The 25,997-nt window shown below is 72.2% G+C and carries 20 protein-coding genes; 11 read left to right on the top strand and 9 right to left on the bottom strand.

Features of this window, described 5'->3' with window-relative positions:
* Positions 1 to 11 precede the first annotated feature (11 nt).
* On the top strand, positions 12 to 911 hold the full coding sequence (locus E0493_RS18855; RefSeq protein ID WP_202397217.1) for an NAD(P)-dependent oxidoreductase: 900 nt from the start codon (positions 12 to 14) through the stop codon (positions 909 to 911).
* Positions 912 to 1,189: 278 nt separating this feature from the next.
* Here E0493_RS18855 and E0493_RS18850 read toward each other — a convergent pair whose 3' ends face one another.
* Complete coding sequence (locus tag E0493_RS18850) at positions 1,190 to 1,954, bottom strand: competence/damage-inducible protein A (protein ID WP_160938809.1); 765 nt, start codon at positions 1,952 to 1,954, stop codon at positions 1,190 to 1,192.
* A 149-nt stretch (positions 1,955 to 2,103) separates the two neighbouring features.
* On the opposite strand from E0493_RS18850, the gene E0493_RS18845 reads away from it, so the two are divergent.
* Complete coding sequence (locus tag E0493_RS18845; protein ID WP_160938808.1) at positions 2,104 to 2,847, top strand: sulfite exporter TauE/SafE family protein; 744 nt, start codon at positions 2,104 to 2,106, stop codon at positions 2,845 to 2,847.
* Positions 2,848 to 2,877: 30 nt separating this feature from the next.
* Here E0493_RS18845 and E0493_RS23825 read toward each other — a convergent pair whose 3' ends face one another.
* Together E0493_RS23825 and E0493_RS18835 are read right to left on the bottom strand one after the other, a co-directional pair.
* Positions 2,878 to 3,882 carry a bifunctional GNAT family N-acetyltransferase/(deoxy)nucleoside triphosphate pyrophosphohydrolase gene (locus E0493_RS23825; protein ID WP_160938807.1) on the bottom strand — a complete coding sequence of 335 codons (1,005 nt, stop codon included), beginning with the start codon at positions 3,880 to 3,882 and terminating at the stop codon, positions 2,878 to 2,880.
* Positions 3,883 to 3,931: 49 nt separating this feature from the next.
* Positions 3,932 to 7,099 carry an Rne/Rng family ribonuclease gene (locus tag E0493_RS18835; RefSeq protein WP_160938806.1) on the bottom strand — a complete coding sequence of 1,056 codons (3,168 nt, stop codon included), beginning with the start codon at positions 7,097 to 7,099 and terminating at the stop codon, positions 3,932 to 3,934.
* 764 nt (positions 7,100 to 7,863) lie between these two features.
* On the opposite strand from E0493_RS18835, the gene E0493_RS18830 reads away from it, so the two are divergent.
* On the top strand, positions 7,864 to 9,021 hold the full coding sequence (locus tag E0493_RS18830; protein ID WP_160938805.1) for an N-acetylmuramoyl-L-alanine amidase: 1,158 nt from the start codon (positions 7,864 to 7,866) through the stop codon (positions 9,019 to 9,021).
* A gap of 225 nt (positions 9,022 to 9,246) precedes the next feature.
* Here E0493_RS18830 and secA read toward each other — a convergent pair whose 3' ends face one another.
* Positions 9,247 to 11,982 carry a preprotein translocase subunit SecA gene (gene secA, locus E0493_RS18825; RefSeq protein WP_160938804.1) on the bottom strand — a complete coding sequence of 912 codons (2,736 nt, stop codon included), beginning with the start codon at positions 11,980 to 11,982 and terminating at the stop codon, positions 9,247 to 9,249.
* Between the two features lie 298 nt (positions 11,983 to 12,280).
* Between secA and E0493_RS18820 the strand changes: the two genes are divergently transcribed.
* Both E0493_RS18820 and argJ read left to right on the top strand, forming a co-directional pair.
* Entirely contained in the window at positions 12,281 to 13,219 is a 939-nt protein-coding gene (locus tag E0493_RS18820; protein ID WP_160938803.1) for a peptidylprolyl isomerase, read from the top strand.
* A gap of 98 nt (positions 13,220 to 13,317) precedes the next feature.
* Positions 13,318 to 14,556 carry a bifunctional glutamate N-acetyltransferase/amino-acid acetyltransferase ArgJ gene (gene argJ, locus E0493_RS18815; RefSeq protein ID WP_160938802.1) on the top strand — a complete coding sequence of 413 codons (1,239 nt, stop codon included), beginning with the start codon at positions 13,318 to 13,320 and terminating at the stop codon, positions 14,554 to 14,556.
* Between the two features lie 86 nt (positions 14,557 to 14,642).
* Here the strand turns inward: argJ and E0493_RS18810 are convergent, their stop codons facing one another.
* From E0493_RS18810 to E0493_RS23175, 3 genes are all read right to left on the bottom strand, one after another.
* Positions 14,643 to 15,599 carry an acetyl-CoA carboxylase carboxyltransferase subunit alpha gene (locus tag E0493_RS18810; protein ID WP_160938801.1) on the bottom strand — a complete coding sequence of 319 codons (957 nt, stop codon included), beginning with the start codon at positions 15,597 to 15,599 and terminating at the stop codon, positions 14,643 to 14,645.
* Positions 15,600 to 15,754: 155 nt separating this feature from the next.
* Positions 15,755 to 16,657 (bottom strand): site-specific tyrosine recombinase XerD, encoded by a 903-nt coding sequence (locus E0493_RS18805; RefSeq protein WP_160938800.1) that lies wholly within the window; start codon positions 16,655 to 16,657, stop codon positions 15,755 to 15,757.
* Positions 16,658 to 16,682: 25 nt separating this feature from the next.
* Positions 16,683 to 16,829: a hypothetical protein gene (locus E0493_RS23175; protein WP_202397216.1), complete on the bottom strand. Its 147-nt coding sequence runs from the start codon at positions 16,827 to 16,829 to the stop codon at positions 16,683 to 16,685.
* Positions 16,830 to 16,882: 53 nt separating this feature from the next.
* Between E0493_RS23175 and aroB the strand changes: the two genes are divergently transcribed.
* Complete coding sequence (gene aroB / locus E0493_RS18800) at positions 16,883 to 18,586, top strand: 3-dehydroquinate synthase (RefSeq protein WP_160938799.1); 1,704 nt, start codon at positions 16,883 to 16,885, stop codon at positions 18,584 to 18,586.
* 110 nt (positions 18,587 to 18,696) lie between these two features.
* Complete coding sequence (locus E0493_RS18795; protein ID WP_160938798.1) at positions 18,697 to 19,266, top strand: DUF2889 domain-containing protein; 570 nt, start codon at positions 18,697 to 18,699, stop codon at positions 19,264 to 19,266.
* Between the two features lie 36 nt (positions 19,267 to 19,302).
* Here the strand turns inward: E0493_RS18795 and E0493_RS18790 are convergent, their stop codons facing one another.
* The gene (locus E0493_RS18790) at positions 19,303 to 20,934 is read right to left on the bottom strand and encodes a tetratricopeptide repeat protein (RefSeq protein ID WP_160938797.1); all 1,632 of its coding nucleotides are present in this window, start codon (positions 20,932 to 20,934) and stop codon (positions 19,303 to 19,305) included.
* Between the two features lie 19 nt (positions 20,935 to 20,953).
* On the bottom strand, positions 20,954 to 21,238 hold the full coding sequence (locus tag E0493_RS18785; protein ID WP_160938796.1) for a BolA family protein: 285 nt from the start codon (positions 21,236 to 21,238) through the stop codon (positions 20,954 to 20,956).
* A 96-nt stretch (positions 21,239 to 21,334) separates the two neighbouring features.
* Between E0493_RS18785 and E0493_RS18780 the strand changes: the two genes are divergently transcribed.
* The 4 genes from E0493_RS18780 to E0493_RS18765 all read left to right on the top strand — a co-directional run bounded on the left by E0493_RS18780 (position 21,335) and on the right by E0493_RS18765 (position 25,974).
* A complete protein-coding gene (locus tag E0493_RS18780; protein ID WP_160938795.1) occupies positions 21,335 to 21,943 on the top strand; it encodes a J domain-containing protein in 609 nt (202 codons plus the stop codon).
* Between the two features lie 91 nt (positions 21,944 to 22,034).
* The gene (gene cobS, locus E0493_RS18775; protein WP_160938794.1) at positions 22,035 to 23,042 is read left to right on the top strand and encodes a cobaltochelatase subunit CobS; all 1,008 of its coding nucleotides are present in this window, start codon (positions 22,035 to 22,037) and stop codon (positions 23,040 to 23,042) included.
* Positions 23,043 to 23,146: 104 nt separating this feature from the next.
* Positions 23,147 to 25,018, top strand: a complete 1,872-nt coding sequence (gene cobT, locus E0493_RS18770) for a cobaltochelatase subunit CobT (RefSeq protein ID WP_160938793.1) — start codon at positions 23,147 to 23,149, stop codon at positions 25,016 to 25,018.
* Positions 25,015 to 25,974, top strand: a complete 960-nt coding sequence (locus tag E0493_RS18765) for an esterase-like activity of phytase family protein (RefSeq protein ID WP_160938792.1) — start codon at positions 25,015 to 25,017, stop codon at positions 25,972 to 25,974. The genes cobT and E0493_RS18765 overlap by 4 nt, the downstream gene beginning before the upstream one ends.
* Positions 25,975 to 25,997 lie beyond the last annotated feature (23 nt).

Below are 25,997 nucleotides of genomic sequence, written 5' to 3'. Positions count from 1 at the left end.
GAAACACGCGAATGCCGCCGATCACTCCCCCCGCCCGCCTCGCCTTCATCGGCCTCGGCGTGATGGGCGCATCCATGGCCGCCAACCTGGGGCGCGCCGGCTTCGGACTCGCCGTGCACAACCGCAGCCGCGGCAAGGCGGCGGCGCTGGAGGAGGCGGGCGCCACCTGGGCCGCCACGCCCGCCGAGGCCACGCGCGGCGCGGCCGCCATCGCCCTCTGCCTGCCCGACACGCCGGACGTGGAAGCCGTGCTGTTCGGCCCCGGCGGCGTCGCGGAGGCGCTCGCGCCCGGCATGGTGGTGGTGGACTTCTCCAGCATCGCCGCCAGCGCCACCGCCGGCTTCGCCCGCCGGCTGCGGGAGGAGCGCTGCGCCTTCCTGCTGGACAGCCCCGTCTCCGGCGGCCCGGCCGGCGCGCGGGACGGCACCCTCACCTGCATGGTCGGCGGCGAGGCGGAGGCCTTCGAGGCCGCGCAGGCCGTTTTCGCCGCGGTCGGGCGCAGCGTCACGCATCTCGGCCCGGCCGGCGCGGGGCAGGTCTGCAAGTCGGCCAACCAGCTCATCATCAGCGGCACGATGCAGGTGGTGTTCGAGGCGCTGGCGCTTGGCCGCAAGGCGGGGCTCGACCCCGAGGCGATGCGGCAGGCGCTGCTCGGCGGCTCCGCCCGCTCGGCGGTGCTGGAGGCGCATGCCAGGCGCCACATCGAGGGCGCCACCCAGCCCGGCTTCCGCGCCGAGCTGATGCGCAAGGACATGCGCCTGGCCCTCGGCGCCGTGCGGGACCACGGCGTCTTCGCGCCCGGCACGGCCATGGCGGCGCAGATGCTGGAGGCGCTGGTCAACAGCGGGCGCGGCGGGAAGGATTCCTCCGCGCTGGGCGAGCTGGTGGCGGAGCTTTCGGGACTCACGTGAAACAGGCGGAAGCCGGGGGAGAATGAGGGACTCTCCTCCGATCCGCCCACGGGAAGGATCGCGGGCAAGGCTGGAGGAGAATGAATTCTCCCCCAGGCCCCCTCTTCTTTTTTTTTAACAGTCTGTTGCGCGGATGGTGTGGGTTCGCGCCGGGGCTGGAGCAGCCCCGGCGACCGTCTCTGCAGGGATCATCAGCCGGTGCCTTCGCCTCAGGCGGAGCCAAAGCCTGACAGAAAAAAGATGGAGGTTCGGGGGAATTCCTTCCCACGACCTTTCTCTCACCCTGGCTCGCCTTCGACCGGCGGAAAGCCCAACGACGCCATGAAGGCGCCGATGGCCGCGGTCGCCTGCTCCACCCGCGCCGCGTCCACGCCCTTGGCGACCAGCGCCACGCCGTTGCCGGTCGGCCGGTAGTAGGGGTAGGAGCCGATGTCGATCTCCGGGAACTCCGCCTGAATGCGCCCGAGCCCTTCGGCAAGCTGGCCCTCCATCAGCCCGTTGGCGTGCAGCGCGCGCGAGATCACCGGCGCGCCGCCCTTCAGCTTCGGCGCCAGCCCCTCGAACATTGCCTGCATGATGCGCGGCACGCCGGCCATGACGTGCACGTTGCCGATGATGAATCCCGGCGCGATGGAGACGGGATTGTCGATCAGCGTGGCGCCGCGCGGCATGGTGGCCATGCGCTGCCGGGCCGTGTTGAAGTCGCCGGGCGGGTTCTGGCGCGCGTAGTGGGCGGCCAGACGCTCCCAGGCCTCGGGATTCGGCTCCCAGGGCACGCCGAAGGCGGCGGCGATGCATTCGGCGGTGATGTCGTCATGCGTGGGGCCGATGCCGCCCGTGGTGAAGACGTGGTCAAACTTCGCCCGCACCTCGTTGACGGTGGCGATGATGGTTTCCCGCACGTCGGGGATGACGCGCACCTCGCGCAGCGGGATGCCGATCTCGCCGAGCCGCGTCGCCAGGAACTTCAGGTTGGCGTCCTGGGTGCGGCCCGAGAGCACCTCGTTGCCGATGATGAGCAGGCAGGCGGTGGGATTCGTCACAGGCAGGCTCCTCGTCCGGCCAGAGCGGCCTGGCGCATCATCGTCCCCCGTCGCGCCGCCGGGAAGGGTGCGCGCGGCGGCGCCGATTTGCCTATCTTTTCAGGGCGCGCGCGTGCTGGAGTCGCATCCTGGCCCGCTGCGGAGCCGCCATGGGATCGGACCTCCTGTATTTCGCCGCCGTCGGATTCCTGGCGCAACTGGTGGATGGTGCGCTTGGCATGGCCTTCGGCCTCATCTGCTCCTCCAGCCTGTTGGCCTTTGGCCTGCCGCCGGCGGTCGCCAGCGCCGCCGTCCATACGGCCGAGATGGTGACAACGGGCCTTTCCGGCCTTTCGCACCTCTACCACCGCAACGTGGAGAAGCGGCTGTTCCTGCCGCTGGCCGTGGCGGGCGTGCTGGGCGGCGTGACCGGCGCCTTCCTGCTGGTCGGCCTGCCGGAGCACGCCATCCGCGGCTTCGTCGCGGCCTACCTCGTCTGCATGGCGCTGCTGATCCTCGGGCGAGCCCTCGGCCACTTCCAGCTGACCGGACAGCCGCCGCTGGTGCCGCTCGGTGCCAGCGGCGGCTTCCTGGACGCGGTGGGAGGCGGAGGCTGGGGGCCGATCGTCACTTCCACCCTGCTGGCCAGTGGTTCCGACCCACGCCGGGCGATCGGCTCGGTGAACTGCGCCGAATTCTTTGTCACCGTGGCGATCTCGGCGACGCTGCTGCTGCACCTGGACATCAGCCAGCTTGGCCGGGTGGTGCTGGGGCTGATCCTGGGCGGGGCGCTGGCGGCGCCGCTGGCGGGTTATCTGCTGCGCATCATGCCGCAGCGCGCGGTCCTCGGACTGGTGGCGCTGGTGGTCTCCTTCCAGGCCGGGCTCGCCATCTGGCGGTTGCTGCGGGCCTGAGGGAGAGGGGCGCCGCCCCTCCCCCAATAGTCAGAGCAGGTCGCGCAGCAGCGCCACCAGCGGCTTGTCGGCGGGCGGCATGGCGTAGTCCGCCAGCTTGTTCGGCCGCACCCATGCCAGCGCCTGTCCTTCCCGCGCGGTGACGCTGCCTTCCCAACGGCGGCACAGGTAGAGCGGCATCAGCAGGTGGAAGCGCCCGGCGTCATGGCTGGCGAAGGTGAAGGGCGCCAGGCAGGCCGCCGAGACGTCAATGCCGAGTTCCTCCCTGAGCTCGCGGATCAGGGCCTCCTCCGGCGTCTCGCCAGGGTCGAGCTTGCCGCCCGGGAACTCCCAGAGGCCCGCCATCGGCTTGCCCTCCGGCCGGCGGGCAAGCAGCACGCGGCCATCGGCGTCGATCAGCGCGCAGGCGGCGACCAGCATCATCGGCTTGGAGTCGGGCGGCGCCGGCTCGGCCAGGAGGGGCGGCTCGGGCAGCGGCACAGGGGCCGTCAGGTCCTCGCGGCCGCCCTCGAACAGCAGCACCGGCAGCTTGGCGCTCCGCGCGAGGAACTGCGCCTCGCCCCGCCCGCTCTCCGCGAGCCCGATGCGCCGCAGCACGGCGGCGGAGCGGGCATTCTCCTCCAGCACATGCGCGAAGATGCGGTCCAGATCGAGATGGGCCAGCCCCCAGCGGGCCAGCCGCCCGGCGGCCTCGGCGGCGACGCCGAAACCCCAGAAGCGGCGGCCCACCCAGTAGCCCAGCTCCGCCCGGCGGGTCTCCGGCTGCCGGGTGAGGCCGACGCAGCCGACCAGCACCTCGGTATCGCCGTCCTGGCCGACAATGGCCAGGTGCCAGGCGGCGCCTTCCGCGAGCTGACGGTGGGTGGAGGCGATCCACTCATCCGCCAGCTCGCGCGGATAGGGGAAAGGAACGCGGCTGAGCCAGCGCACCACGTCCCAGTCGTTGATGAGCCGGTGCAGGTCCGGGGCGTCCTCGGGCTGCAGCAGGCGGAGCGTCAGGCGCTCGGTTCGGAGAGGCGCGAAATCGGCCGTCATGCGGGGAGGTCCGGACCCCGTGGCGCGCTGCGCCACGGGGCCGCGGGCTTCAGCGCTTCCACCAGCCACGCTTCCGCGGGGCGCCCGGTGCGGCTTCCACCAGCACCGGCTGCACGGGCGGCGTGGCCTGCGGCTGCTCCGCGGATGCGGCCTCCGGCGCCGTTCCGGCCGGTTCGGCAGCGGGCGCGGTCGGCTGCTCGGCGGCCGGGGACGCAGCCTCGGCTGCCGGTGCCTCGGCTGCCGGTGCCTCGGCTGCCGGTGCCTCGGCTGCCGGTGCCTCCGGCGGAACCTCGGCGGAGGCGGCCTTGGCGCGGCGGGGGCGGCGCGGCTTGGCCGGCACCGCCTCCTCCGCCACCGCGGCTTCGGCCACCGGCGCCTCCGCCGGAACCTCGGCGGCGGCCTTGGCGCGGCGGGTGCGGCGCGGCTTGGCCGGCGCCACCTCCTCCGTCACCGGCGCCTCGGCTGCCGGTGCCTCGGCTGCCGGTGCCTCCGGCGGAACCTCGGCGGCGGCGGCCTTGGCGCGGCGGGTGCGGCGCGGCTTGGCCGGCGCCACCTCCTCCGCCACCGCGGCCTCGGCCGCGGCGACCGTCCCGGTCACCGCCTGCTCCGGCGCCACTGCGGCCGCGGAGGCGGCCTCAGGCGCCGGCTCCGCTTCCCTCGGGGCAGCCGCGGGCTGCGGCTCGACCGCCGGCCCAGGCTCGGTCACCGGCGGCGCCTCGGTTGTCACGGGCGCGACCGCCGCCACCTCGGCCTCCACCGGCGGCAGGGCGGGCGGCCTGGCGGCCGCGCCATGCTGGGCCGCCTCCTCCGCCGCCGCCATGGCGTCGAAGATGTCGTCCAGCGTGCCGGCGAAGGGGTCGGCTGGCGTCGGGCCGGCATAGGTCGGGCGCGGCTGCTCCGTCCCCTCGCCAATCCGGCGGCGGCCGCCGCGGCGGCCACGGCGGCGCGGCAGGCGCCGGTCCTCCTCGCCCTCCGGCACGGCCTCGGGCGCGCGCTCCGGCTCGGCGGCGGCGGACGCGGTGGCCTCGGCCTCCTCCTCCTCGCCTTCCTCCTCGGCCTCGCCGGTATCCGCCTCGGCGCCCTCGGCGCCCGGCGCACCGGTCATCTCCTCGCGGCGGCCACCACGGCGGCGGCGGCGGCGGCGGCGGCGGCGCTCGCCATTGCCGTTGCCGCGCTCCTCCTCGCCCTGGCCTGCGGGAGCCTCGCCACTGACCTCGGCCGGCTCGGCGGCCGGTGCCTCGGGCACCGCGACCACCGGCTCGGGCTCGGCCTCCGGCGCGTAGTCCATGCGCAGCGCGGCCGGCGCGGCCGCGACCGGCTCGGCGGCGATCGGCGCGCGCGTGCGCTCGATCTGGATGGCCGGGCCGTGCAGCTGCGCGTCCGGCTCGAACAGCACCGCCATGCCGTAGCGCGCCTCGATCTCGGAGAGCCGGTCGCGGCGGCGGTTCAGCAGGTGAATGGCGATCTCCGGCGCGATGCGCACGCAGATCTCCGAGGCCCGGCGCTTGGCGCCCTCCTCCTCAATCTGCCGCAGCACCTGCAGCGCCGAGCTTTCCGGGCTGCGGACGATGCCGAGGCCCTGGCAATGCGCGCAGGTGATGAAGGAATGCTCGGTGACGGAGGGGCGCAGCCGCTGGCGGCTCATTTCCAGCAGGCCGAAATGGCTGATGCGGCCGACCTGAATGCGGGCGCGGTCGTTCTTCAGCGCCTCCTTCAGCCGGCGCTCCACCTGCGCGTCGTTGCGCGACGACTCCATGTCGATGAAGTCGATGACGATGAGGCCGGCGAGGTCGCGCAGCCGCAGCTGCCGGGCGATCTCCTCCGCCGCCTCCATGTTGGTGCGCAGCGCGGTGTCCTCGATGTGCCGGTCGCGCGTGTTGCGGCCCGAGTTCACGTCGATGGCGACCAGCGCCTCGGTCTGGTTGATGACGATGTAGCCGCCGGAGCGGAGCTGCACGATCGGCGACATCATCGCGTCGAGCTGCGCCTCGACGCCGTGACGGGCGAAGAGCGGCACGCCGCCATCGCGGTAGAGCCGGATCTTGCGCTCGTTCTGCGGCATCAGCATCCGCATGAAGTCGCGCGCCTGGCGGTAGGCGCCATCGCCCTCGATCTGGATGTCCTCGATGTCGCGGCCGAAGAGGTCGCGGATCGAGCGCTTGATGAGGTCGGCTTCCTGGTAGATCAGCGCCGGCGCCACCGACTCCAGCGTGCGCTCGCGGATGTCGTCCCACAGGCGCAGCAGGTACTCGCAGTCGCGCAGGATCTCGGGCTTCGGCCGGCCGGCGCCCGCGGTGCGGACAATCAGGCTCATGCCGCGCGGCATGCCGAGCTCCTGGATCACCTCACGCAGGCGCTTGCGGTCGGCGACCGAGGTGATCTTGCGCGAGATGCCGCCGGCGCGCGGCGAGTTCGGCATCAGCACGGAGAAGCGGCCGGCGAGGCTGATATAGGTGGTCAGCGCCGCGCCCTTGTTGCCGCGCTCCTCCTTGACGACCTGCACCAGCATGATCTGCCGCCGGCGGATCACCTCCTGGATCTTGTAGTGGCGCAGGAAGCGCGGCGGGATGCGGCGCTCGCCGCGCACCTCCTCGGCCTCGTCCTTGTCGCGCCCGCCCAGCGTCTCGGGGGCCGGGCCCTCCTCCTCGATCTGCACGCCGTCCTGCGGCGCGGCGGCCTCCAGCTCCTCCGGCGAGGCGGAGCGGGTCTCGCCGCGCATCGCCATCGGCTGCGAGCGCGGCTTCACCTGGCCCGGCTCGATCTCGCGCGGGTGCTCGGGCTCGTAGGATTCGCTGAAGCTGGAAGCCGGCGCGGCCTGGACGCTCCCGGAACCGGCGAGGTCGGCGTCGGCGACCTGTTCGATGGCGGCGGCGACGGCCTCCGCCTCGGCGTCGCTCACCTCATCCTCGTCATCCTCGTCCTCGGCGGCTTCCTGGGCCTGCATGGCCAGCAGCCGCTCGCGGTCGGCGACGGGGATCTGGTAGTAGTCGGGATGGATCTCGCTGAAGGCGAGAAAGCCGTGGCGGTTGCCGCCGTATTCGACAAAGGCGGCCTGCAGGCTGGGCTCCACCCGGACCACCTTGGCCAGGTAGATGTTGCCCTTCAGCGGCCGCTTGTTCTCGGACTCGATGTCGAATTCATCGATCCGGTTGCCGTCCAGCACCACCACCCGTGTTTCTTCGGCGTGGGATGCATCGATCAGCATGCGCTTGGTCATGTATCGGAATGCTCCGGGCCACCGGCGCGATCGCGCTGCCGGCGGCGGCAATAAGTGGGCAGGCCCGAGGCAGCGGGGTCGCGCACAGGCGGCTTGGCGTGCAGTGTGCCATGCGGCTCTGGTTCCGACCTCTCGTCTCGGCGGGCCACGCCCCGAAGGGGGGCCCTTGTTGAGCGCGCCGCGCGCAGGCCCCGGAAGCGCGCCTCTGGCATCGCGGTGCGACCTCCATCGGACACGAACGGGCCAGCGGCAGGCGCGGGCTGGAATGGCCGGCGATAAGGCCGGGGCCACCCTTCCGCGCCATGGTCTCCGCACCGATGGAGCGGGCTGCACGGCCCTGGCGAAGCGGGAATAGGCACCCCGGGTCAACGGGGGCGATCCCTTGCCAAGTCCTTCGGGCCGCGCCGGAGCCCAGCCCACCGCGCAGCGGAAAGGCCAGCACAAGGCCGGGCGGCCGCGCCCGGAACCTCCACCGGCAACGTTCGCCGCCGGGGCAAGTCACCATAGGCGCCCCCCTCGCCTTCCACAAGCTATTGCTGCACCGGGATGTTACATGAAGTAATCCCGTGATCCCCTTCTCAGGCCATGATAAAGCCTGCGCTACCCGGGATGGCCGCGCCGTGGGGACGGCGTGGCGGGCCGCGTCGGCGGCCTTTTCCGGCAGGAGCGGCGCGGCCGGGAAGCCGGCCACGCCAGAGGTGCCGCGCGGCAGGGGGAAACAGCCGCCGGCACTGGGCCACCGCGATGCAGGGGGAAGTCGCACAATGTCTCTCGCACCCCAAAGGCGGCAGTTGCTGCAGATGACGCTTGGGCTGCTGGCGGGGCTTTCCGGCCTCACGCCCGCGCTGGCCGAGGCTGCCGTCACCGCCGCCCAGCTTCAGCGGGCGGAGCGCCATGCCCGCCTGACGCTCGATCTCAGCGCCGCCGCCACTTGGCGGCTGACCGCGCAGACGCGCCCGGCCCGGCTGGTCCTGCACCTGCCCGGCACCGCCTGGCGCGGCCCGCTGCGGCTGGCCGGCGCCGGCCCCGTTCGGCAGGCCCGGTGGGACGCGCCGAACCGCCGCCTGCTGCTGGACCTCAGCGGCCCGGTTTCCGTTCCGCGCGCCACGGCGCAGGGCGACGGGCTGCTCATCGAGATCGCGCCCGGCACCGCGGCCGGCTTTGCCCGCCTGGCGCGCGGCACCATCGCGCAGGGCCGCGCCGGCGGTTCCGCCACCGCCTCCCGTACCCTGCCGCTGGTCGTGATCGATCCCGGGCATGGCGGCAAGGACCCGGGCACCATCGGCGCCAGCGGCACCTATGAGAAGCGCATCACCCTGCCGGCGGCGCTGGAGCTGAAGCGGCAGCTGGAGGCCGGCGGCCGCTGCCGGGTGGCCCTGACCCGTTCGCGGGACATCTTCATCCCCCTCGACGGCCGGGTGGAGTTCGCCCGCAAACGGCAGGCGACGCTGTTCATCTCCCTGCATGCCGATTCGGCGCCGGGAGCCCGCGGCGCCAGCGTCTATACCCTTTCCGACCGCGCCTCGGACGCGCTTTCCGCCCGACTGGCACAAACCCAGAACCGTGCCGACGCGGCCGGCGGCCTGCACCTGCCGGAGGTCTCCCCCGAGGTGGAGCGCATCCTCTACTCGCTGGTGCGGCAGGAAACCAAGGTCGGCTCCGCCCGGCTGGCGCAGTTCGTCGTGGATGAGCTGGGCGAAAGCGTGCCGCTGCTGCCGAACACCCACCGGCAGGCGGCCTTCGCCGTGCTGAAGGCGCCCGACGTGCCGAGCGTGCTGGTGGAAATGGGCTTCCTGAGCGACCGGCGCGACGAGGCGGCGCTGAAGCGCCCGGCGCACCGCGCCCAGGTGGCCAAGGCCCTGGCCCTTGCCGTCAACGGCTGGCTGGCGCGGCACCAGGCGGGGCTGGTCAGCACCGGCTGACCCGAAGGGAAAGGAACCGAGGGAGAATGAATTCTCCCCCGGAACCCCCTCTTCTTTTTTTCGGTTTTCCGTGCCTAGCCGCACGTAGTCGCGCCGGACCGGAAACCGCTCTCGCGACTGCAGGCGGAGGCGCTGCCAAAAACACTCTGGCGGTGAGCCGACCTGAAAGCTTGAAAGAAAAAAGAAGAGGGCTCGGAGGAATTCCTTCCCCCGACCTTTTTCCCGTCAGCCCTGGCGGCCGTGGCAGTGCTTGTACTTCTTGCCCGAGCCGCAGGGGCAGGCGGCGTTGCGCGGCGTGCGGTACCAGGTCGAGGGATCCCGCGGATCCACGCCCTCCACCTCGCGGGCCACGGCCGGCGCGAAGGCGGGATCGGCAGGCGCATGCGTCCAGGGGTCGCCGGCGGCGCCGGCCATGTCCGGCTCGGGGTGGCGCATGTCGGTCACCATCACCGGCTCGGGCTCCGGCAGCGGCGCGGCGGGGCTGATCTGGATGCGCAGCAGCAGCGAGGTCACGCGCTCGCGCAGCTCGTCGAGCATCGTGTTGAAGAGGTTGAAGGCCTCGCTCTTGTACTCGTTCAGCGGGTCGCGCTGACCATAGGCGCGCAGGCCGATGCCCTGGCGCAGGTGGTCCAGGTTGAGCAGGTGCTCCTTCCACACCGCGTCGAACACCTGCAGCAGCACCGACTTCTCGACCGCGCGCATGAACTCGGGGCCGATATCGGCGGCGCGGGCGGCGGCGGCCCGGTCGGCCTCCGCTTCGAGGCGCTCGCGCACCGCCACCTCGTCGATGCCCTCCTCCTTGCCCCAGGCCTCGATCGGCAGGTCGAGGCCGAGGCTCTCATGCACCTGCCGCTGCAGGCCCACGAGGTCCCACTGCTCGGGATAGGCATTCTCCGGGATGGCCTTGGCCACCATCGCGGCGATGGTCTCGCGGCGCATCTCCTCGACCGTCTCGGAGACGTCCGACGCCTGCATGAAGGCGCGCCGCTGGGCATAGACCTCCTTGCGCTGGTCGTTCATGACGTCGTCGTACTTCAGCAGGTTCTTGCGCGTGTCGAAGTTGCGCGCCTCGACCTTCTTCTGCGCCTTCTCCAGCGCCCGGTTGATCCAGGGATGGATGATGGCCTCGCCGTCCTTCAGGCCGAACTTCTGCAGCATCCCGCCCATGCGGTCGCTGCCGAAGATGCGCATCAGGTCGTCCTCGAGGCTGAGGAAGAAGCGGCTGGCGCCCGGGTCGCCCTGGCGGCCGGAGCGGCCGCGGAGCTGGTTGTCGATGCGGCGGGATTCATGCCGCTCGGTGCCGACCACGAAGAGGCCGCCGGCCTGCTTCACGACGGCCTCGTCGCGCTTCACCTGCTCAAGGACCTGCGCGAGATGCGCCTCCCACTCCGGCCCCTCGCGCGGCCCGTCGAAGCTCGCCTCGGCCAGCATCTCGGCATTGCCGCCGAGTTTGATGTCGGTGCCGCGGCCGGCCATGTTGGTGGCGATGGTGACGCCGCCCGGCCGGCCGGCCTGCGCGATGATGCCGGCCTCCTGCTCGTGGTAGCGCGCGTTCAACACCGCGTGCGGCACGCCCTCCTTCTTCAGCAGGGCGCTCAGCAGCTCGGACTTCTCGATCGAGGTGGTGCCGACCAGCACGGGCTGCTGGCGCGCCTGCGCCTCCTTCACCAGTGTCCCCACCGCCGCGTACTTCTCGCTGGCCGAACGGTAGACCTCGTCGTCATTGTCCTGACGGATGACGGGCACGTTGGTCGGGATCTCGACCACTTCCAGCTTGTAGATCTCGGCGAACTCGTCCGCCTCGGTGGCGGCGGTGCCGGTCATGCCGGAGAGCTTGGGGTAGAGGCGGAAGTAGTTCTGGAAGGTGATCGAGGCCAGCGTCTGGTTCTCGGGCTGGATCTCGACATGCTCCTTCGCCTCCAGCGCCTGGTGCAGGCCCTCGGAATAGCGCCGGCCTTCCATCATGCGGCCGGTGAACTCGTCGATGATGACGAGCTTGCCCTCGCGGTTGACGATGTAGTCCACGTCGCGGGCGAAGAGCGTATGGGCACGCAGGCTCTGGTTGACGTGATGGACGAGCGTGACGTTGTGGAAGTCGTAGAGGTCGCCCTCCTCCAGCAGCGTGGCGGCGCGCAGCATCTGCTCCACCGTCTCGGCGCCCCCCTCGGTGAGGGCCACGGTGCGCAGCTTCTCGTCCTTCTCGTAGGTCTCCTTGTCCTTCACCAGCTCGGCGACCACCGCGTCCACCTTGCGGTAGAGGTCGGAACTGTCCTCGGCGGGACCGGAGATGATCAGCGGGGTGCGCGCCTCGTCGATGAGGATGCTGTCCACCTCGTCCACGATGGCGTAGTTGAAGTCGCGCTGGACCATCTCGTCCAGGCGGTACTTCATGTTGTCGCGCAGGTAGTCGAAGCCGAACTCGTTGTTGGTGCCGTAGGTGATGTCGCGCGCATAGGCCTCGCGCCGCTCGCCGTCGGTCAGGCCATGCACGATGACGCCGCAGGTCAGGCCCAGGAAGTTGTAGAGCCGGCCCATCTGGGCGCTGTCGCGGCTGGCCAGGTAGTCGTTCACGGTGATGACGTGCACGCCCTTGCCCGCCAGGGCGTTCAGGTAGACCGGCAGAGTGGCGACCAGGGTCTTGCCCTCGCCGGTCTTCATCTCGGCGATGCGGCCGGAATGCAGCACCATGCCGCCGATCATCTGCACGTCGAAGTGGCGCATGCCGAGCACCCGCTTCGAGGCCTCGCGCACCGTGGCGAAGGCCTCGGGCAGCAGGTCGTCCAGGCCCTCGCCCTGGGCCAGGCGCTCGCGGAAGCGGGCGGTCTGCCCGCGCAGCTCCTCGTCCGACAGGCCCTCCACCTGCGGCTCCAGAGCCGCGATGGCGGGCAGCCGGGCGCTGAACTGCTTCAGCACGCGGTCGTTCGAGGTGCCGAATACGGCGCGGGCGAGGCGGGCGAACATGGGGCTGCGATATTCTCCGTGGGCCGCCCTTGCACCGGCGCCCGACCGGGAGAGGCCACCATGGGTGGCGCCGGGGTCGGGGAGAGCCGGGGTCATCCGGCGGGCCGGACGGATGGCGGGCAACAGGCTGCGTCACGCGCACAGATAGGCGGGGGCCGCGCCAGGGTCAACGAAACGCCGCATGACAGGCCGGAAACCCGTCCGGCGGGGCGGTCACACTCCGTCACCCCCGCATGATTGTGAGCCCCAGGCCGATCAGGCATCTTGAACCGTCCAGCCGCAAAGGCAAATCCCGCGAATGCGCTTCACCGTCCTGACCCTTTCCGCCTTCCTGACGGCCACGACCGCCATGGCCCAGACCCCGGGGGCGCCCACCCCCGCCCCGGCACCGGCCCAGCCCCCGGCGGCCGCACCCGGCGCCGAGAACCCGGTGGTCGCCCGCGTGGATGGCGAGCCCCTGCACCTCTCCGACGTGCAGGCGGCCCTCAACCAGCTTCCCCCCGACATGCGCGGCGCGCCGCTGCCCATGCTCTTCCCGCTGATCCTCGACCAGCTCATCGCCCAGAAGGCGCTGGTGACGGCCGCCCGGTCCCAGGGGCTCGACCAGGAGCCGGCGGTGCAGGCGGCCATCCGGCGCGCCGGGGAGGAGCAGCTCCAGCAGGCCCTGCTGCGCCGCGAGATCGCCCCCGCCCTGACCGACGAGGCCCTGCGCAAGCGCTACGAGAAGGAGGTTGCCGGCAAGGCGGGCGAGGATGAGGTGCACGCCATGCACATCCTGCTCGGCAGCGAGGCGGAGGCGCGCGCCGCCCTGGCCGAGGCGCGCAAGCCCGGCGCCGACTTCGCCGCCCTGGCCAAGCGCCTCTCCACCGGCCCCTCCGCCAAGCAGGGCGGCGACCTCGGCTTCTTCAAGAAGGCCGACATGGTGCCCGAGTTCGCCGAGGCGGCCTTCGACCTGAAGGCGGGGGAGATCAGCAAGGAGCCGGTGAAGACCCCCTTCGGCTGGCATGTCATCAAGGTGGTCGAGCGCCGCACCGCGCCGGCGCCGAGCTTCGAGGAGAGCGAGGAGTCGCTGCGCCAGGCCGCCTTCGAGGAGGCGGTGAACGCCGCCGTCGAGAAGTACCAGGGCGCCGCCAAGGTGGAGCGCTTCAACATGGACGGCTCGCCGCGCCCGGCCGCGCCGGCCACTCCCTCGCTGCTGGACGGCGCCACCCCGCCGCCCGCCCAGCCCAGGCGCTGAGCCGGGGGGGCCGGGGACGCATCTTCTTCCCCGGCCCGCTTCAACCGGCGCGGCCTTTGCGGTAACGCTTCCGCGCTCCAGTGGAAGGACGTCGCCCCATGGCCGGTAAGGACCTGCCCGTCTCCCCTCTCGCCGTTCCCATGCCGGAGGTGCCGCCGGTCGCCGGCGTGCGCCTCGGCGTGGCGGCCGCCGGCATCCGCTACAAGGGCCGCAACGACCTCACCTTCATGGAGTTCGCGCCCGGCACCACGGTGGCCGGCGTGTTCACCCGCAACAAGTGCCCGGGCGCCCCGGTGGATTGGTGCCGCGCCGCGCTGAAGGGCGGCAAGGCCCGCGCGCTGGTGGTCAATGCCGGCAACGCCAACGTCTTCACCGGCAAGCCGGGCCGCGACGCCGTGCAGGCCAGCGCCGAGGCCGCCGCCGCCCTGGTGGGCTGCAAGCCGCGCGAGGTCTTCCTGGCCTCAACCGGCGTGATCGGCGAGACGCTGCCACACGAGAAGCTGACCGCCGCCCTGCCCGCGCTGCACGGCAAGCTTTCCGAGAATGGCTGGGCCGAGGCCGCGCGCGGCATCATGACCACCGACACCTTTCCCAAGGCCTGCGTCCGCAAGGCCGAGATCGGCGGGGTGGAGGTGACCATCGCCGGCATCGCCAAGGGCAGCGGCATGATCGCGCCGGACATGGCGACCATGCTCAGCTTCATCGCCACCGACGCCAAGATCCCGAGCGCCGCGCTGCAGGCGCTGCTGAAGAAGGGGGTGGATGCCAGCTTCAACCGCACCACGGTCGATTCCGACACCTCCACCAGCGACACGGTGCTGCTCTTCGCCACCGGCCAGGTGAAGCACCCGCGGGTGCCGGCCGAGGGCGGAGCCATGCTGCGCGGCTTCGCCAGGGCGCTGAACGAGCTGCTGCTCGACCTCGCCCTGCAGGTGGTGCGGGACGGCGAGGGCGCGCAGAAGCTGATCCGGGTGGACGTCACCGGCGCCACCACCACCCGCTCGGCGCAGAAGATCGCCATGGCCATCGCCAACTCGCCGCTGGTCAAGACCGCCATCGCCGGCGAGGACGCCAACTGGGGCCGCATCGTCATGGCCGTGGGCAAGGCCGGCGAGCCGGCCGACCGGGATCTCCTCTCGGTGGCCGTGGGCGGCACCTGGATGGCGCGGGAAGGCGGCGTGGTGCCGGGCTATGACGAAGCGCCCGTGGTCGCCCACATGAAGGGCCGGGAGATCGAGATCGCGGTGGATATCGGCCTCGGCCGCGGCAAGGCTGCCGCCTGGACCTGCGACCTGACCCACGGCTACATCGACATCAACGGGTCCTACCGCAGCTGAGTTCCGCCGGCGGCCGTTTCGAGATGCAGGCGGCGCCGGAAGGCACCGTCTGCAGCCTGGCCTTTCCGGTGGAGTGAAGGCGCGGCCTAGGCCACGCCGTGCCGCCCCATCTCCAGGAACTTCTCGCGCCGGCGTGCCCGCAGCGTGCCGCCGTCCAGCGCCAGCAGCGGCTCCAGGAACTCCCAGACCTTGTCGCTCACCGCCTGCACCGTTCCCGTCGCGTCCCGATGCGCGCCGCCGAGCGGCTCCGGCACCACGGCATCGATCAGCGCCAGCCGGCCAAGATCCTGCGCCGTCAGCTTCAGCGCGTCGGCGGCGGTGCTGGCCTGCGCGGCGTCGCGCCAGAGGATGCTGGCGCAGCCTTCGGGGCTGATCACCGAATAGATGGAGTGCTCCAGCATCAGAATGCGGTCGGCGGCGGCCAGCGCGATGGCGCCGCCCGAGCCGCCCTCCCCGATGATGGTGGCGACAAAGGGAACCGGCGCATCGAGGCAGGCCTCGATGGAGCGGGCGATGGCCTCGGCCTGCCCGCGTGCCTCCGCCTCGACGCCGGGAAAGGCGCCGGCGGTGTCCACAAAGGAAAGGAGGGGCAGGCCGAACCGCCCGGCCAGCTCGATCAGCCGGCGCGCCTTGCGGTAGCCCTCGGGGCGCGGGCTGCCGAAGTTGTGCTTGATGCGGCTCTCGGTGTCCGTGCCCTTCTCGATGCCCAGCACCATCACCGCATGGCCGCGGAAGCGCCCCAGCCCGCCGACCACCGCCGCGTCGTCGGCGAAGGCGCGGTCGCCGGCCAGCGGCGTGAACTCGTCAATCAGCGCCTCGATATAGGTCAGGCACTTGGGACGGTCGGGGTGGCGCGCCACCTGGGCCTTCTGCCAGGGCGTCAGCTTCGCGTAGGTGGCGGCGAGCAGCTTCTCGGCCTTGTCGGACAGGCGGCCGACCTCCTCGGCCACGTCGATTCCGCCCGCATCCGTGGTCCGGCGCAGCTCCTCGATCTTGCCTTCCAGCTCGGCAAGCGGCTTCTCGAATTCCAGGAAGTGACGCATCGCGATTCCGTATCGTGGCTCGCGCCAGAAAGAAAGCAGGCGGCGCGCGGCGCTGGCCTAGCGCAAGCCGGGCGCCGTGGCCAGGGGGAGGCGCGCCCCCGGCGGCGGGGAGGGCGCGGTCCGCCGGCCCGAAGTTCCCCCGCCGCCGGCACCCCTCAGGACGGGCGCTCCTCCGGCGCCGCCGCAGCGGCCAGCGGATGGTGCGCCTCGACCAGCTGGCGCAGCCGCTCCTCCATCACCCGCGTGTAGATCTGCGTGGTGGCGATGTCGGCATGGCCCAGCAGCATCTGCAGGGCGCGCAGGTCGGCGCCCCCTTCCAGCAGGTGGCTGGCGAAGGAATGCCGCAGCACATGCGGGCTGACGCGCGCGGGGTCGAGCCCGGCGGCCAGCGCCGCCTCCTTCACCAGCGTCACCAGGCTCTGCCGCGTCAGGTGTCCGGAAGCGCCGTAGGAGGGAAACAGCCACTTCGAGGGCTTCGCCGGGTCCTGCAGGGCGCGTGCGGCGGCGCGGGCGCGGCCCGAGACCGGCACCAGCCGCTCCTTCCCGCCCTTGCCGCGCACCAGGATCAGCGGGCTTTCCTCGGCCAGGGCGGTGGCGGGCAGCCCGACCAGCTCGCTGGCGCGCAGGCCGGAGCAGTAGAGCAGCTCCAGCATCGCCACCGCCAGCGGCCCGCGCCGGCCGGACAGGCGCGCGGCGGCCTCCAGCAGCGCCGTCACCTCCGCCGGGCGCAGCGCCTTGGGCAGGGCTTTCGGCAGGCGGGGGCTGTCCAGCAGCTCGGTGGGATCGTCGGCGCGCACCCCTTCGCGCGCCAGGAAGCGGTAGAACTGCCGCAGCGCCGCCAGCCGGCGCGCCGCCGTGCGCGGCGCGAGGCCGGAATCGGTCAGCCCCCCCAGGTAGGCCCGCAGCAGCGCGGGCGACGCCTCGGCCAGCCGGACCTCGCGCCGCCGCAGGAAGCCGGCGAGGTCGGTCAGGTCCGCCTCATAGGCGGCAAGCGTGTTGCGCGCCGCGCCGCGCTCGGCCGCCAGCATCTCCAGGAAGGCTTCGAGATGGCGATCCATCCCCCTGCTCCTCCCGGAGTCGGCGTCAGCGGGTGCCGAAGCGGTCGTTCGGCAGGGTGCGTTCAACCGCCTGCGGCGTCACCGACGGCGGGAAGGCCGCCATCACCAGCAGCCCGCCCAAGGCGGCGACGATCAGGATCAGGATCAGGAGAAACAGGGGACGGCGAAACATGACAGCCGGGGGTATCCTCGCGCGCGGAGCCTGATGTGCTACCTTCCGGCCCTGTGACACGCAACCTCGGCTTCACCATAATTCCGCCCGCCGCATCGCCGGAGCCCGGCTCCGCCTCGCAGGCCCCCCTGCGCTCCATCGTGCTGATCGGCCTGCCCGGCGCCGGCAAGTCCTCGATCGGCCGTCGGCTGGCGCAGCGCCTCGGCGTGCCCTTTCGCGACGCGGACGCGGAAATCGAGGCGGCGGCCGGGCAGCCCATCACCGAGATCTTCTTCCGCTATGGCGAGCCGCATTTCCGCGAGGGCGAGCGGCGCGTCATCGCCCGCCTGCTGGCGGGCCCGCCGACGGTGCTGGCTACCGGCGGCGGCGCCTATGCCGACGCGCAGACCCGCGAGGCCATCCGCGCCTCGGGCGCGCTGACGGTCTGGCTGCAGGTCGGCATTCCCGTGCTGCTGCCGCGCGTCGCCGGGCGCGACACCCGCCCGATGTTCCTGAACCAGGATCCGGCCGCGGTGCTGCAGCGGCTGATGGCCGCCCGCCACCCCCTCTACGCCGAAGCCGACCTCGTGGTGAACTGCATGGAAGAAGCCCCCGAAGCGACCACCGACCGCGTGCAGGCGGCGATCACCGCCTACGCCGCCCCCGCCCGCCTTCCCGTCGCGCTGGCCGGGCGCGGCTATGACGTGGTGATCGGCGAGGGCCTGCTGGCGCGCGCGGGCGGGCTGATCGCCCCTGCCCTGCCGGCGCGTCGCGTGGCGGTGATCAGCGACGCCAGCGTCGCCGCCCTGCACCTGCCCGCGCTGCGCAGGGGTCTGGAGGAGGCCGGCATCGAGGTCCGCGCCAGCCTGACCGTGCCGCCCGGCGAGGGCAGCAAGAGCCTCGCCACCTATGGCGCCGTGATGGAGGAACTGCTGGCTGCCGGCATCGACCGCAGCACGGCGGTCGTCGCGCTCGGCGGTGGCGTGGTGGGCGACCTCGCCGGCTTCGTCGCCGCCTCGGCCCTGCGCGGCCTGCCCTTCGTGCAGGTGCCGACCACGCTGCTGGCCCAGGTGGACAGTTCCGTCGGCGGCAAGACCGGCATCAACCTGAGGGCCGGCAAGAACCTGGCCGGCGCCTTCCACCAGCCGCGCATCGTGCTGGCCGACACCGGCGTGCTCGCCACCCTTCCCGCCCGCGAGCTGCGCGCCGGCTATGCCGAGGTGGCCAAGCACGGCCTGCTGCAGGGGCCGCTCTGGGACTGGTGCGAGGCCGCGGGCGCGAAGGCCGTGGCCGGCGAGGCCGCCGCGCTGCGCCATGCCGTGCTGGAAAGCTGCCGGCTGAAATCCGCCGTGGTCGCCGCCGACGAGCGGGAGGAGAGCGCCGAGGGCGGCCGCGCCCTGCTCAATCTCGGCCACACCTTCGGCCATGCCGTGGAGGCCGAGTGCGGCTATGACGGCTCGCTGCTGCATGGCGAGGCGGTGGCGCTCGGGCTGGGGCTTGCGGCGCGGCTCTCGGCGCGGCTCGGCCTTTGCGACGCCGCGCTGCCCGGCCGGGTGGAGGCGCATCTGGCGGCCGTGGGCCTGCCGGCGCGGCTCGCGGACCTGCCGCGCCGCTTCACCGTCGAGGCGCTGATGGGGCGGATGCGCAAGGACAAGAAGGTGCGCGACGGCCGCCTGCGCTTCGTGCTGCTGCACGGCCCCGGGCAGGCCGTCACCAAGGGGGATGTCGAGCCCGCTGCGGTCGAGGCGCTGCTGCGGGAGGCCAGCTGCGAGGGCTGAGGCGCGTCCCGGCGGCGGGATGGCAGCCATGCCCGGGCTTTTGGCCCTGGCGCGGCCGTGCCATATGCGGAAGGTTGCTGCCGCACCGCACCATGCCGGGAGACCCGCCCATGCCCCTCTCCGCGCCCGCCAGACGTGAGCCGCTGCACCGCCGCGTCCTCGACATGCAGGGCTTCGAGCGGGAGGATGGGCTGTTCGACATCGAGGCCCATCTGGTCGACACCAAGAGCTACGGCTTCGAGACCGAGAACCGCCATGTGGCGCCCGGCGATGCGCTGCATGGCATGTGGATCCGCCTGACCGTGGATGCCGAGCTCGTCATCCAGGAATGCGAGGCCGATACCGAGTTCAGCCCCTACAGCATCTGCCCGAAGGCGGCGCCGAACTTCGCGCGGCTGGCCGGGCTGCGCATCGGGCCAGGCTTCAACCGAGCGGTGCAGGAGCGGGTCGGCGGCACGGTGGGCTGCACGCATCTGCGCGAGATGCTGGCGCAAATGGCGACCGTGGCCTTCCAGACGACCTATTCGGCCCGCCAGGCGCGCCGGAAAAGGGAAGCCGCCGCGGAAGGGCCGCGCAAGCCGCCGGCGCTGCTGAACACCTGCCTCGCCTATGGCGAGGACAGCCCGATCGTGGCGCAGCGCTGGCCGGAATACGCCAAGCCGGCGCGGGCGGCGGAATAAGGAAGGGCGGGCGGCCCAGGCTCGCCCCTTCGGGCCTCAGTCGTCATCCCGGCTGAAGAAGGCATGCAGCCAGCGCCGCACGGGCGAAGCCTGGACGACCGCCTGCTCGGGCGTCGCCCGGCTCGGCGGCCCCAGCCGGGAGGCGATCGCCTGCACCTTCGGGTCCTGCGGCAGCAGGCGGGCGGCCTCGGCGGCGACGCGCCGCGCTTCCTCGAGCTGGCCGGTCCGCTCCAGTGCGCGCGCCAGGCCGATATGCGCGGCGCCGATCTCGGGCGCGGCGGCCAGGGCATCGCGGAACACCGGCTCCGCCTCCGCCGGCTCGCCGACATAGAGCAGAAGCTGGCCGAGCCACAGAAAAGCACCGGCATCGGTCCCGCCCTCGGCGATCACCTGCCGCGCCGCCTCGATGGCCTCGGCGCGGCTGCCGCGGGCGGCAAGCGTGTGACTGAGGCCGAGCAGCGCCTGCCGGCTGGCGGGCTCCTTCTCCAGCACGGCGCGGAACTGCTCCTCCGCCTCGTTCACCTTGGCGGCATTCAGCAGCAGATGGCCGTAATGCATCTGCAGGGCGAGGTCGCCGGGCACGGCACCGACGCCGCGCTGGCCGACCTGCACCGCCTCGGGCAGGCGCCCGAGATTGGCGAGCACCAGGCTCAGTCCCTGAAAGATGTGGCCGACGTCCTGCCGCAGCGCCAGCGCGGCGCGGAACGGCGCCTCGGCCGCCTCGGATTCGTTCATGCCGAGCAGCGCATGGGCGGCATTGGCCTGGCTGGTGAAGTCGGCGGGACGCAGCGCCGCCTGCTGCAGCGCCAGGTCGCGCGCCGCCTGCAGCCGGCCGGCCTGCCGCAGCGCCTGCATCCGCTGCGGCAGCAGGCGCCCGATATCCTGCTCCAGCACCATGGAGGGCAGGCCGAGTTCCAGCGCGCGCTGCCACAGCCGGTTGGCCATCGCGACATGGCCGTGGCGGAAGGCGGCATTGCCGGCATGGCGGAACCAGTGCGGGCTGGTGTGGCGCCGGTCGCGCATCAGCTGGGTGAGCCCGGCCAGGTCGTGCGCCTGGATATGCTGCAGCACCTGCGCCAGGAAGGCGCTGTCCACCAGCAGCCAGATCGAGGCGTGGTCCATGAAGGGCGTGCGCAGCCAGTGCACGCCCGCCTCGGCCGCGAGGCGCTCGGCGTGGCGGCGGTCCTCGGGCATGTAGGGATCGGCCAGCAGCAGGCTGAACTGCCCGGCCTCGCCGGCGCGCACCGGCATGCCGGGGTGCTGCTCGGGCCGGTGGTACCGGTGGAAGCGGCTGTCCCAGGGCGCGTCGGCGGGCGCGATGGAGCTTTGCGGGCAGACCGCAAAGGCGAAGCCGGCGCCGAGCCGCGCCGCGTGCTTCAGCGCCGCGTAGCCGCCCATGCTGTAGCCATAGGCGACGGCCGGCCCCCGCAGCGCCGCCCGCACCGCGGGCGCGGCCGCCGCGACGGAGTCCGTCGGGTACCAGTTTTCCCGCCGGGCAACGAAGCCGATGGCGTTGACCCCGAGCCTGGCCACCAGGTCCTCGCCCCAGATCCGCGTGCCCTGCGGGCGGAACGTGAGGTCGGCGAAGGTGACGAGGGTCGGCGAACCCTTGGCGGGGTGATGCACCACCACCAGATGTTCGTCCTCATACAGGATCGAATGCTTCATTGTCGTGCGGGCCGCCCGGTCAGGCTGCGGCGCCCGCCTCCTCGGGCGTGAGCAGCCGCAGCGAAAGCGCGTGTAGCCCGGAGCCGAACTCGCCCGCCAGTGCCGCATGCACGGCCCGCGAGCGCGCCACGCGGCTCTGCCCCGCGAAGGCGGGGCTGACCACCTGCACGGTGTAGTGCGTCTCGCCACCCGGCGCCGCCCCCGCATGTCCGGCATGGCGATGGCTCTCGTCCAGGATGGCGACCTCCGCCGGGGCGAAGGCCGAAATCAGGACATTCCGCATGCGTTCAGCACGTGTTGACATGCAGGGAGGTTTTCCATGTCGCTGGCGGCCTGCCAAGCGAAAGGTTTGACATCTGGCGGCTTGCGGCCCCCGCGATCCGCGCCCATAAACCCACAAATGGCCCGCCGCGGCGAACGTCCCAGATCCGACAGCACCTCCCAAAGCCCGCCGTGCGATGCGCCCGGCTGCGAGGCCGCGGGAGAATTCCGCGCCCCTCGCGACCGTTCGCGACTGCGCGACTACTATCATTTCTGCCTTGAGCACGTCCGGGCTTACAACCAGGCCTGGGACTACTACAAAGGCATGAGCACCGACGAGATCGAGCAGAATCTCCGGGAGGACAGCGGCTGGCAGCGGCCGACCTGGCCGTTGGGCCGGCTCGGCAACACCAAGCTGAACCCGGAGATCTTCCGCGATCCGCTCGGCCTTTTCGGCGAGGCGCCGCCAACGCCGCGCAAGAGCGCCAAGGAGGCGCCGCCGGAGTTGCGCGCCGCGCTGGACCTGATGGGGCTGGGCTGGCCGCTGGAGGAAGATGCGCTGCGTGCCCGTTACAAGGAACTGGCCAAGCGCTACCATCCGGATTCGAACGGCGGCGACAAGTCCGCCGAGGACCGCCTGAAGGATATCAACCGCGCCTACAGTCTGCTGCGCAAGCGGCTGGCCGCGATCGCGGCGGAGCACGCCCCGGCGAAGCCTTCCGCCTCCTCCTCCAGCCGGGCCGCTTGAGCCCTCCCCGCTTGAGCCTCGCCTGCTTGAGGCTCCTGCGGCAGCCGTTCAGACTGACCGCGACACGAGTGCCGACAGCAGAGAGAGCCCGATGAGCAAGGTCGCTACCCTTACCGAACCCCGCAGCACCAGCGCCATTGACCTGCCCGACATCACGGTGAATGCGCGCGAGGTGTTCGGCATCGACAGCGACCTGGAGGTGCCCGCCTTCTCGGTCCGCACCGAGCACGTGCCCGAGCCCGACGACACCTACAAGTTCGACCGCGACACCACCCTCGCCATCCTCGCCGGCTTCGCCTTCAACCGGCGCGTCATGGTCCAGGGCTACCACGGCACCGGCAAGTCCACGCATATCGAGCAGGTGGCGGCGCGGCTGAACTGGCCCTGCATCCGCATCAACCTCGACAGCCACATCAGCCGCATCGACCTGGTCGGCAAGGACGCCATCGTCCTCAAGGAAGGCAAGCAGGTCACCGAGTTCCGCGAGGGCATCCTGCCCTGGGCGCTGCAGCACCCCTGCGCGCTGGTGTTCGACGAGTACGACGCGGGCCGCCCGGACGTGATGTTCGTCATCCAGCGCGTGCTGGAGGTCGAGGGCAAGCTGACCCTGCTGGACCAGAACCGCGTGATCCGCCCGCACCCGGCCTTCCGCCTCTTCGCCACGGCGAACACGGTGGGCCTGGGCGACACCACCGGCCTCTACCACGGCACCCAGCAGATCAACCAAGGCCAGATGGACCGCTGGAACATCGTGGCCACGCTGAACTACCTGCCGCACGCGCAGGAGAGCAGCATCGTCGCCGCCAAGCTCGGCATCGACCCGAAGGACGCGACGGCGAAGAAGCGGATCGACGCCATGGTGGCGCTGGCCGACCTGACGCGCGCCGGCTTCATCGCCGGCGACATCTCCACCGTCATGTCGCCGCGCACCGTCATCACCTGGGCGGAGAACGCGCGCATCTTCGGCGATATCGGCTTCGCCTTCCGGCTTTCCTTCCTCAACAAGTGCGACGAGGCGGAGCGCACCACGGTGGCCGAGTACTACCAGCGCTGCTTCAACGAGGAAGTGCCGACCGGCCTGATGGTCCGCAAGGGCTGAGCTTGCGCCCAAACTGACGGCGGGGTCCGGGGTGGCACTGTCACCCCGGCGGGGGCGTTGGGGGCGGCGCCCCCACTTTCTCTTGATGCGGGGAGCCGGAGCGGATGAGCGGCAACAAGGACCAGACGCGCCAGGAAGAGTTCAAGCGGGCCACCGCCGGCACGCTGCGCGCCATCGCGCGCAACGCCGAGGTGCAGGTGGCCTACCAGCCCGGCCCCTCGGGCCTGGCCGGCAAGCGCGCCCGCCTGCCGATGCCGACGCGCGCCCTGCCGCCCGCCGAGATGGCGCGGCTGCGCGGCGCGGCGGATGCCATCGCGCTGCGCCTGCGCCATCACGACGAGGCCGCCCACGCCGCCCGCACCCCCGCCCGCCGCGAGGCCAAGGAGGTGTTCGACGCGCTGGAGCAGGCCCGCGTCGAGGTGGTGGGCAGCACGCTCATGCCCGGCGTCGCCGCCAACCTCGATGCCCGCCTCGCCGAGACCTGCGAGGCCGAGGGCTATGACCGCATGACCCGCAAGGACCAGTTGCCGCTCCCCGCGGCGCTTTCCCTGCTGGCGCGCGAGCGGCTTTCCGGCCACCCCGCCCCCGCCGCCGCGCAGCGCGTGCTGGACCTGTGGCGGGACACGCTGGGCGAGAAGGCCGAGGCCGCGCTGGGCGAGATGGCCGAGAGCCAGGCCGACCAGGACCGCTTCGCCCGCGCCGCCCGCAAGCTGCTCTCCGCGCTCGACCTCGCCGAGGCCGAGGTGGAGGCCGAGGCGGAGGATGAGGAGTCCGGCGACGAGGGCACCGAGACCACCAGCCAGCAGGACAACTCCGCCGAGGGCGAATCCCAGTCCCGCGAGTCCGACCAGACGCTGGGTGCCCAGCCCGAGAGCATGCAGGGCGAGGCCGCCGAGGACGAGGGCGAGGGCCAGGAGGAGGAGGAAGGCGTCGCCGCCGAGGGCGAGGACCGCCCCGGCGGCCCGCAGCAGCGCCGCGAGGTGCAGCCGACCGACGATGCCAGCCTCTACCGCCCCTTCACCAAGCAGTTCGACGAGGAGATCCTGGCCGAGGACCTCTGCGACGCCGAGGAGCTGACGCGCCTGCGCCAGCAGCTCGACCAGCAGCTCTCGCACCTTCAGGGCGTGGTCTCCAAGCTGGCCAACCGGCTGCAGCGCCGCCTGCTGGCGCAGCAGCAGCGCGCCTGGGAGTTCGACCTGGAGGAAGGCACGCTGGATGCCGCGCGGCTGGCCCGCATCGTGGTCAACCCGCTGCTCTCGCTCTCCTACAAGCGCGAGCGCGAGGCCGATTTCCGCGACACCGTCGTGACGCTGCTGATCGACAACTCCGGCTCGATGCGCGGCCGGCCGATCTCGGTGGCCGCCATGTGCTCCGACATTCTGGCGCGCACGCTGGAGCGCTGCTCGGTGAAGGTCGAGATCCTGGGCTTCACCACCCGCGCCTGGAAGGGCGGGCAGAGCCGGGAGCGATGGGTGCAGGAGGGCAAGCCGCGCAACCCCGGCCGGCTGAACGACCTGCGCCACGTCGTCTACAAGCCGGCCGACGCGCCCTGGCGCCGCGCCCGCAAGAACCTCGGCCTGATGCTGCGCGAGGGGCTGCTGAAGGAGAACATCGACGGCGAGGCGCTGGAATGGGCCTATCGCCGCCTGATGGCGCGGCCGGAGCGGCGGCGCATCCTGATGGTGATCTCCGACGGTGCGCCGGTGGATGACAGCACGCTCTCGGTGAACCCCGGCAACTACCTGGAGCGCCACCTGCGCAAGGTGATCCACGACATCGAGCAGCGCGACCTGGTGGAGCTGATCGCCATCGGCATCGGCCATGACGTCACCCGCTACTACCGCCGCGCGGTGACGATCGTGGATGCCGAGGAGCTGGGCGGCACCATGATGAAGAAGCTGGCGGAACTGTTCGACGAGGATGCCGCCACCGCCTTCCAGCGCGCCGCCACCGAACGGGCGCCGCTGGTGGCGTGATCGGCTCCCGCCGGCGCGCCCTGCTGGTCGGCGGGCTGGCGCTGGCGGGGCTGGGGGCCTGCGCCGCGCTGCGCTTCAACTCCGACCCCGCCCTGCCGGAGCCGCCGCTCCCGCTTCCGCCCGGATCCGGACTGGAGTCGCGGGGCGGCCTGTTGATCAACCGCCATGCCATCGGCTTCGGCGGGCTTTCCGGCCTGCACATCGACGACGACCTGACCCTGACGGCCATCAGCGACCTCGGCTACTGGCTGCAGGCGCGGCTGGTGCTGGACGCCGGCGGACAGCCGCGGACGCTGGAGGCGATCCGCACCGGCCGGCTGCGCAGCGACGCGGTTTTCGCGCCCCCGGCACCGCTGCGGCGTGATGCGGAGTCCCTCGCCCGGCTGCCCGACGGCACCTGGCTCGTGGGTTTCGAGCGCTGGCACCACATCTGCCTCTATCGCGAGCTGGGCGCCCCCTGTTCGGTGCTGGAGGCCGCTCCGCCCGGCCTCAGCCGCGCGCCGGTCAATGCGGGGCTGGAAAGCCTGACGGTGCTGGCGAACGGCCGCTGGCTCGCGATCACCGAGGGGCTTGAGGTGGCGCGGGGGCCGTTGATGCGCGCCTGGATCGGCACGCCGGAGCTTTGGACGCCGCTGCGCTACCGCCCCTCGCCCGGCTTTGTCCCGACCGATGTCTGCGCGCTGCCCGATGGCGGCGCGCTGGTGGTCGAGCGCCGCTTCAGCCTCTGGGAGGGTGGCTTCAGCGGCCGTCTGCTGCACATTCCCGCCGCGCAGCTCACCGATCCGGCGCCGGAAAGCGTCCTGCGGCCCGAGCCGCTGCTGACCGGCCTGCCGCACGAGAACTGGGAGGGCGTCACCGCCTTCCGCCATGGCGGCCGCGTCTGGGTGGCCATGGTGGCGGACGACAACGAGATGTTCTTCCAGCGCGGCCTGCTGCTGCTGTTCACCCTGGGCTAGAGCGGTTTCCGGCCTGACTGAAT

The organism is Teichococcus coralli (genome assembly GCF_009829925.1).
GTDB classification, from domain to species: domain Bacteria; phylum Pseudomonadota; class Alphaproteobacteria; order Acetobacterales; family Acetobacteraceae; genus Pseudoroseomonas; species Pseudoroseomonas coralli.
This window is presented reverse-complemented; position numbering and strand designations above follow the sequence as displayed.

Excerpts from the sequence above, each read along its gene's own strand:
- E0493_RS18820 (WP_160938803.1), top strand. The coding sequence starts at position 12,281 with ATGCGCTTCACCGTCCTGACCCTTTCCGCCTTCCTGACGGCCACGACC.
- E0493_RS18810 (WP_160938801.1), bottom strand. The coding sequence starts at position 15,599 with ATGCGTCACTTCCTGGAATTCGAGAAGCCGCTTGCCGAGCTGGAAGGC.
- E0493_RS18830 (WP_160938805.1), top strand. The coding sequence starts at position 7,864 with ATGTCTCTCGCACCCCAAAGGCGGCAGTTGCTGCAGATGACGCTTGGG.
- E0493_RS23825 (WP_160938807.1), bottom strand. The coding sequence starts at position 3,882 with ATGACGGCCGATTTCGCGCCTCTCCGAACCGAGCGCCTGACGCTCCGC.
- E0493_RS18805 (WP_160938800.1), bottom strand. The coding sequence starts at position 16,657 with ATGGATCGCCATCTCGAAGCCTTCCTGGAGATGCTGGCGGCCGAGCGC.
- E0493_RS18780 (WP_160938795.1), top strand. The coding sequence starts at position 21,335 with ATGGCCCGCCGCGGCGAACGTCCCAGATCCGACAGCACCTCCCAAAGC.
- E0493_RS18835 (WP_160938806.1), bottom strand. The coding sequence starts at position 7,099 with ATGACCAAGCGCATGCTGATCGATGCATCCCACGCCGAAGAAACACGG.
- E0493_RS18795 (WP_160938798.1), top strand. The coding sequence starts at position 18,697 with ATGCCCCTCTCCGCGCCCGCCAGACGTGAGCCGCTGCACCGCCGCGTC.
- E0493_RS18785 (WP_160938796.1), bottom strand. The coding sequence starts at position 21,238 with ATGTCAACACGTGCTGAACGCATGCGGAATGTCCTGATTTCGGCCTTC.
- argJ (WP_160938802.1), top strand. The coding sequence starts at position 13,318 with ATGGCCGGTAAGGACCTGCCCGTCTCCCCTCTCGCCGTTCCCATGCCG.
- E0493_RS18845 (WP_160938808.1), top strand. The coding sequence starts at position 2,104 with ATGGGATCGGACCTCCTGTATTTCGCCGCCGTCGGATTCCTGGCGCAA.
- cobS (WP_160938794.1), top strand. The coding sequence starts at position 22,035 with ATGAGCAAGGTCGCTACCCTTACCGAACCCCGCAGCACCAGCGCCATT.
- E0493_RS18790 (WP_160938797.1), bottom strand. The coding sequence starts at position 20,934 with ATGAAGCATTCGATCCTGTATGAGGACGAACATCTGGTGGTGGTGCAT.
- E0493_RS18855 (WP_202397217.1), top strand. The coding sequence starts at position 12 with ATGCCGCCGATCACTCCCCCCGCCCGCCTCGCCTTCATCGGCCTCGGC.
- E0493_RS23175 (WP_202397216.1), bottom strand. The coding sequence starts at position 16,829 with ATGTTTCGCCGTCCCCTGTTTCTCCTGATCCTGATCCTGATCGTCGCC.
- secA (WP_160938804.1), bottom strand. The coding sequence starts at position 11,982 with ATGTTCGCCCGCCTCGCCCGCGCCGTATTCGGCACCTCGAACGACCGC.
- cobT (WP_160938793.1), top strand. The coding sequence starts at position 23,147 with ATGAGCGGCAACAAGGACCAGACGCGCCAGGAAGAGTTCAAGCGGGCC.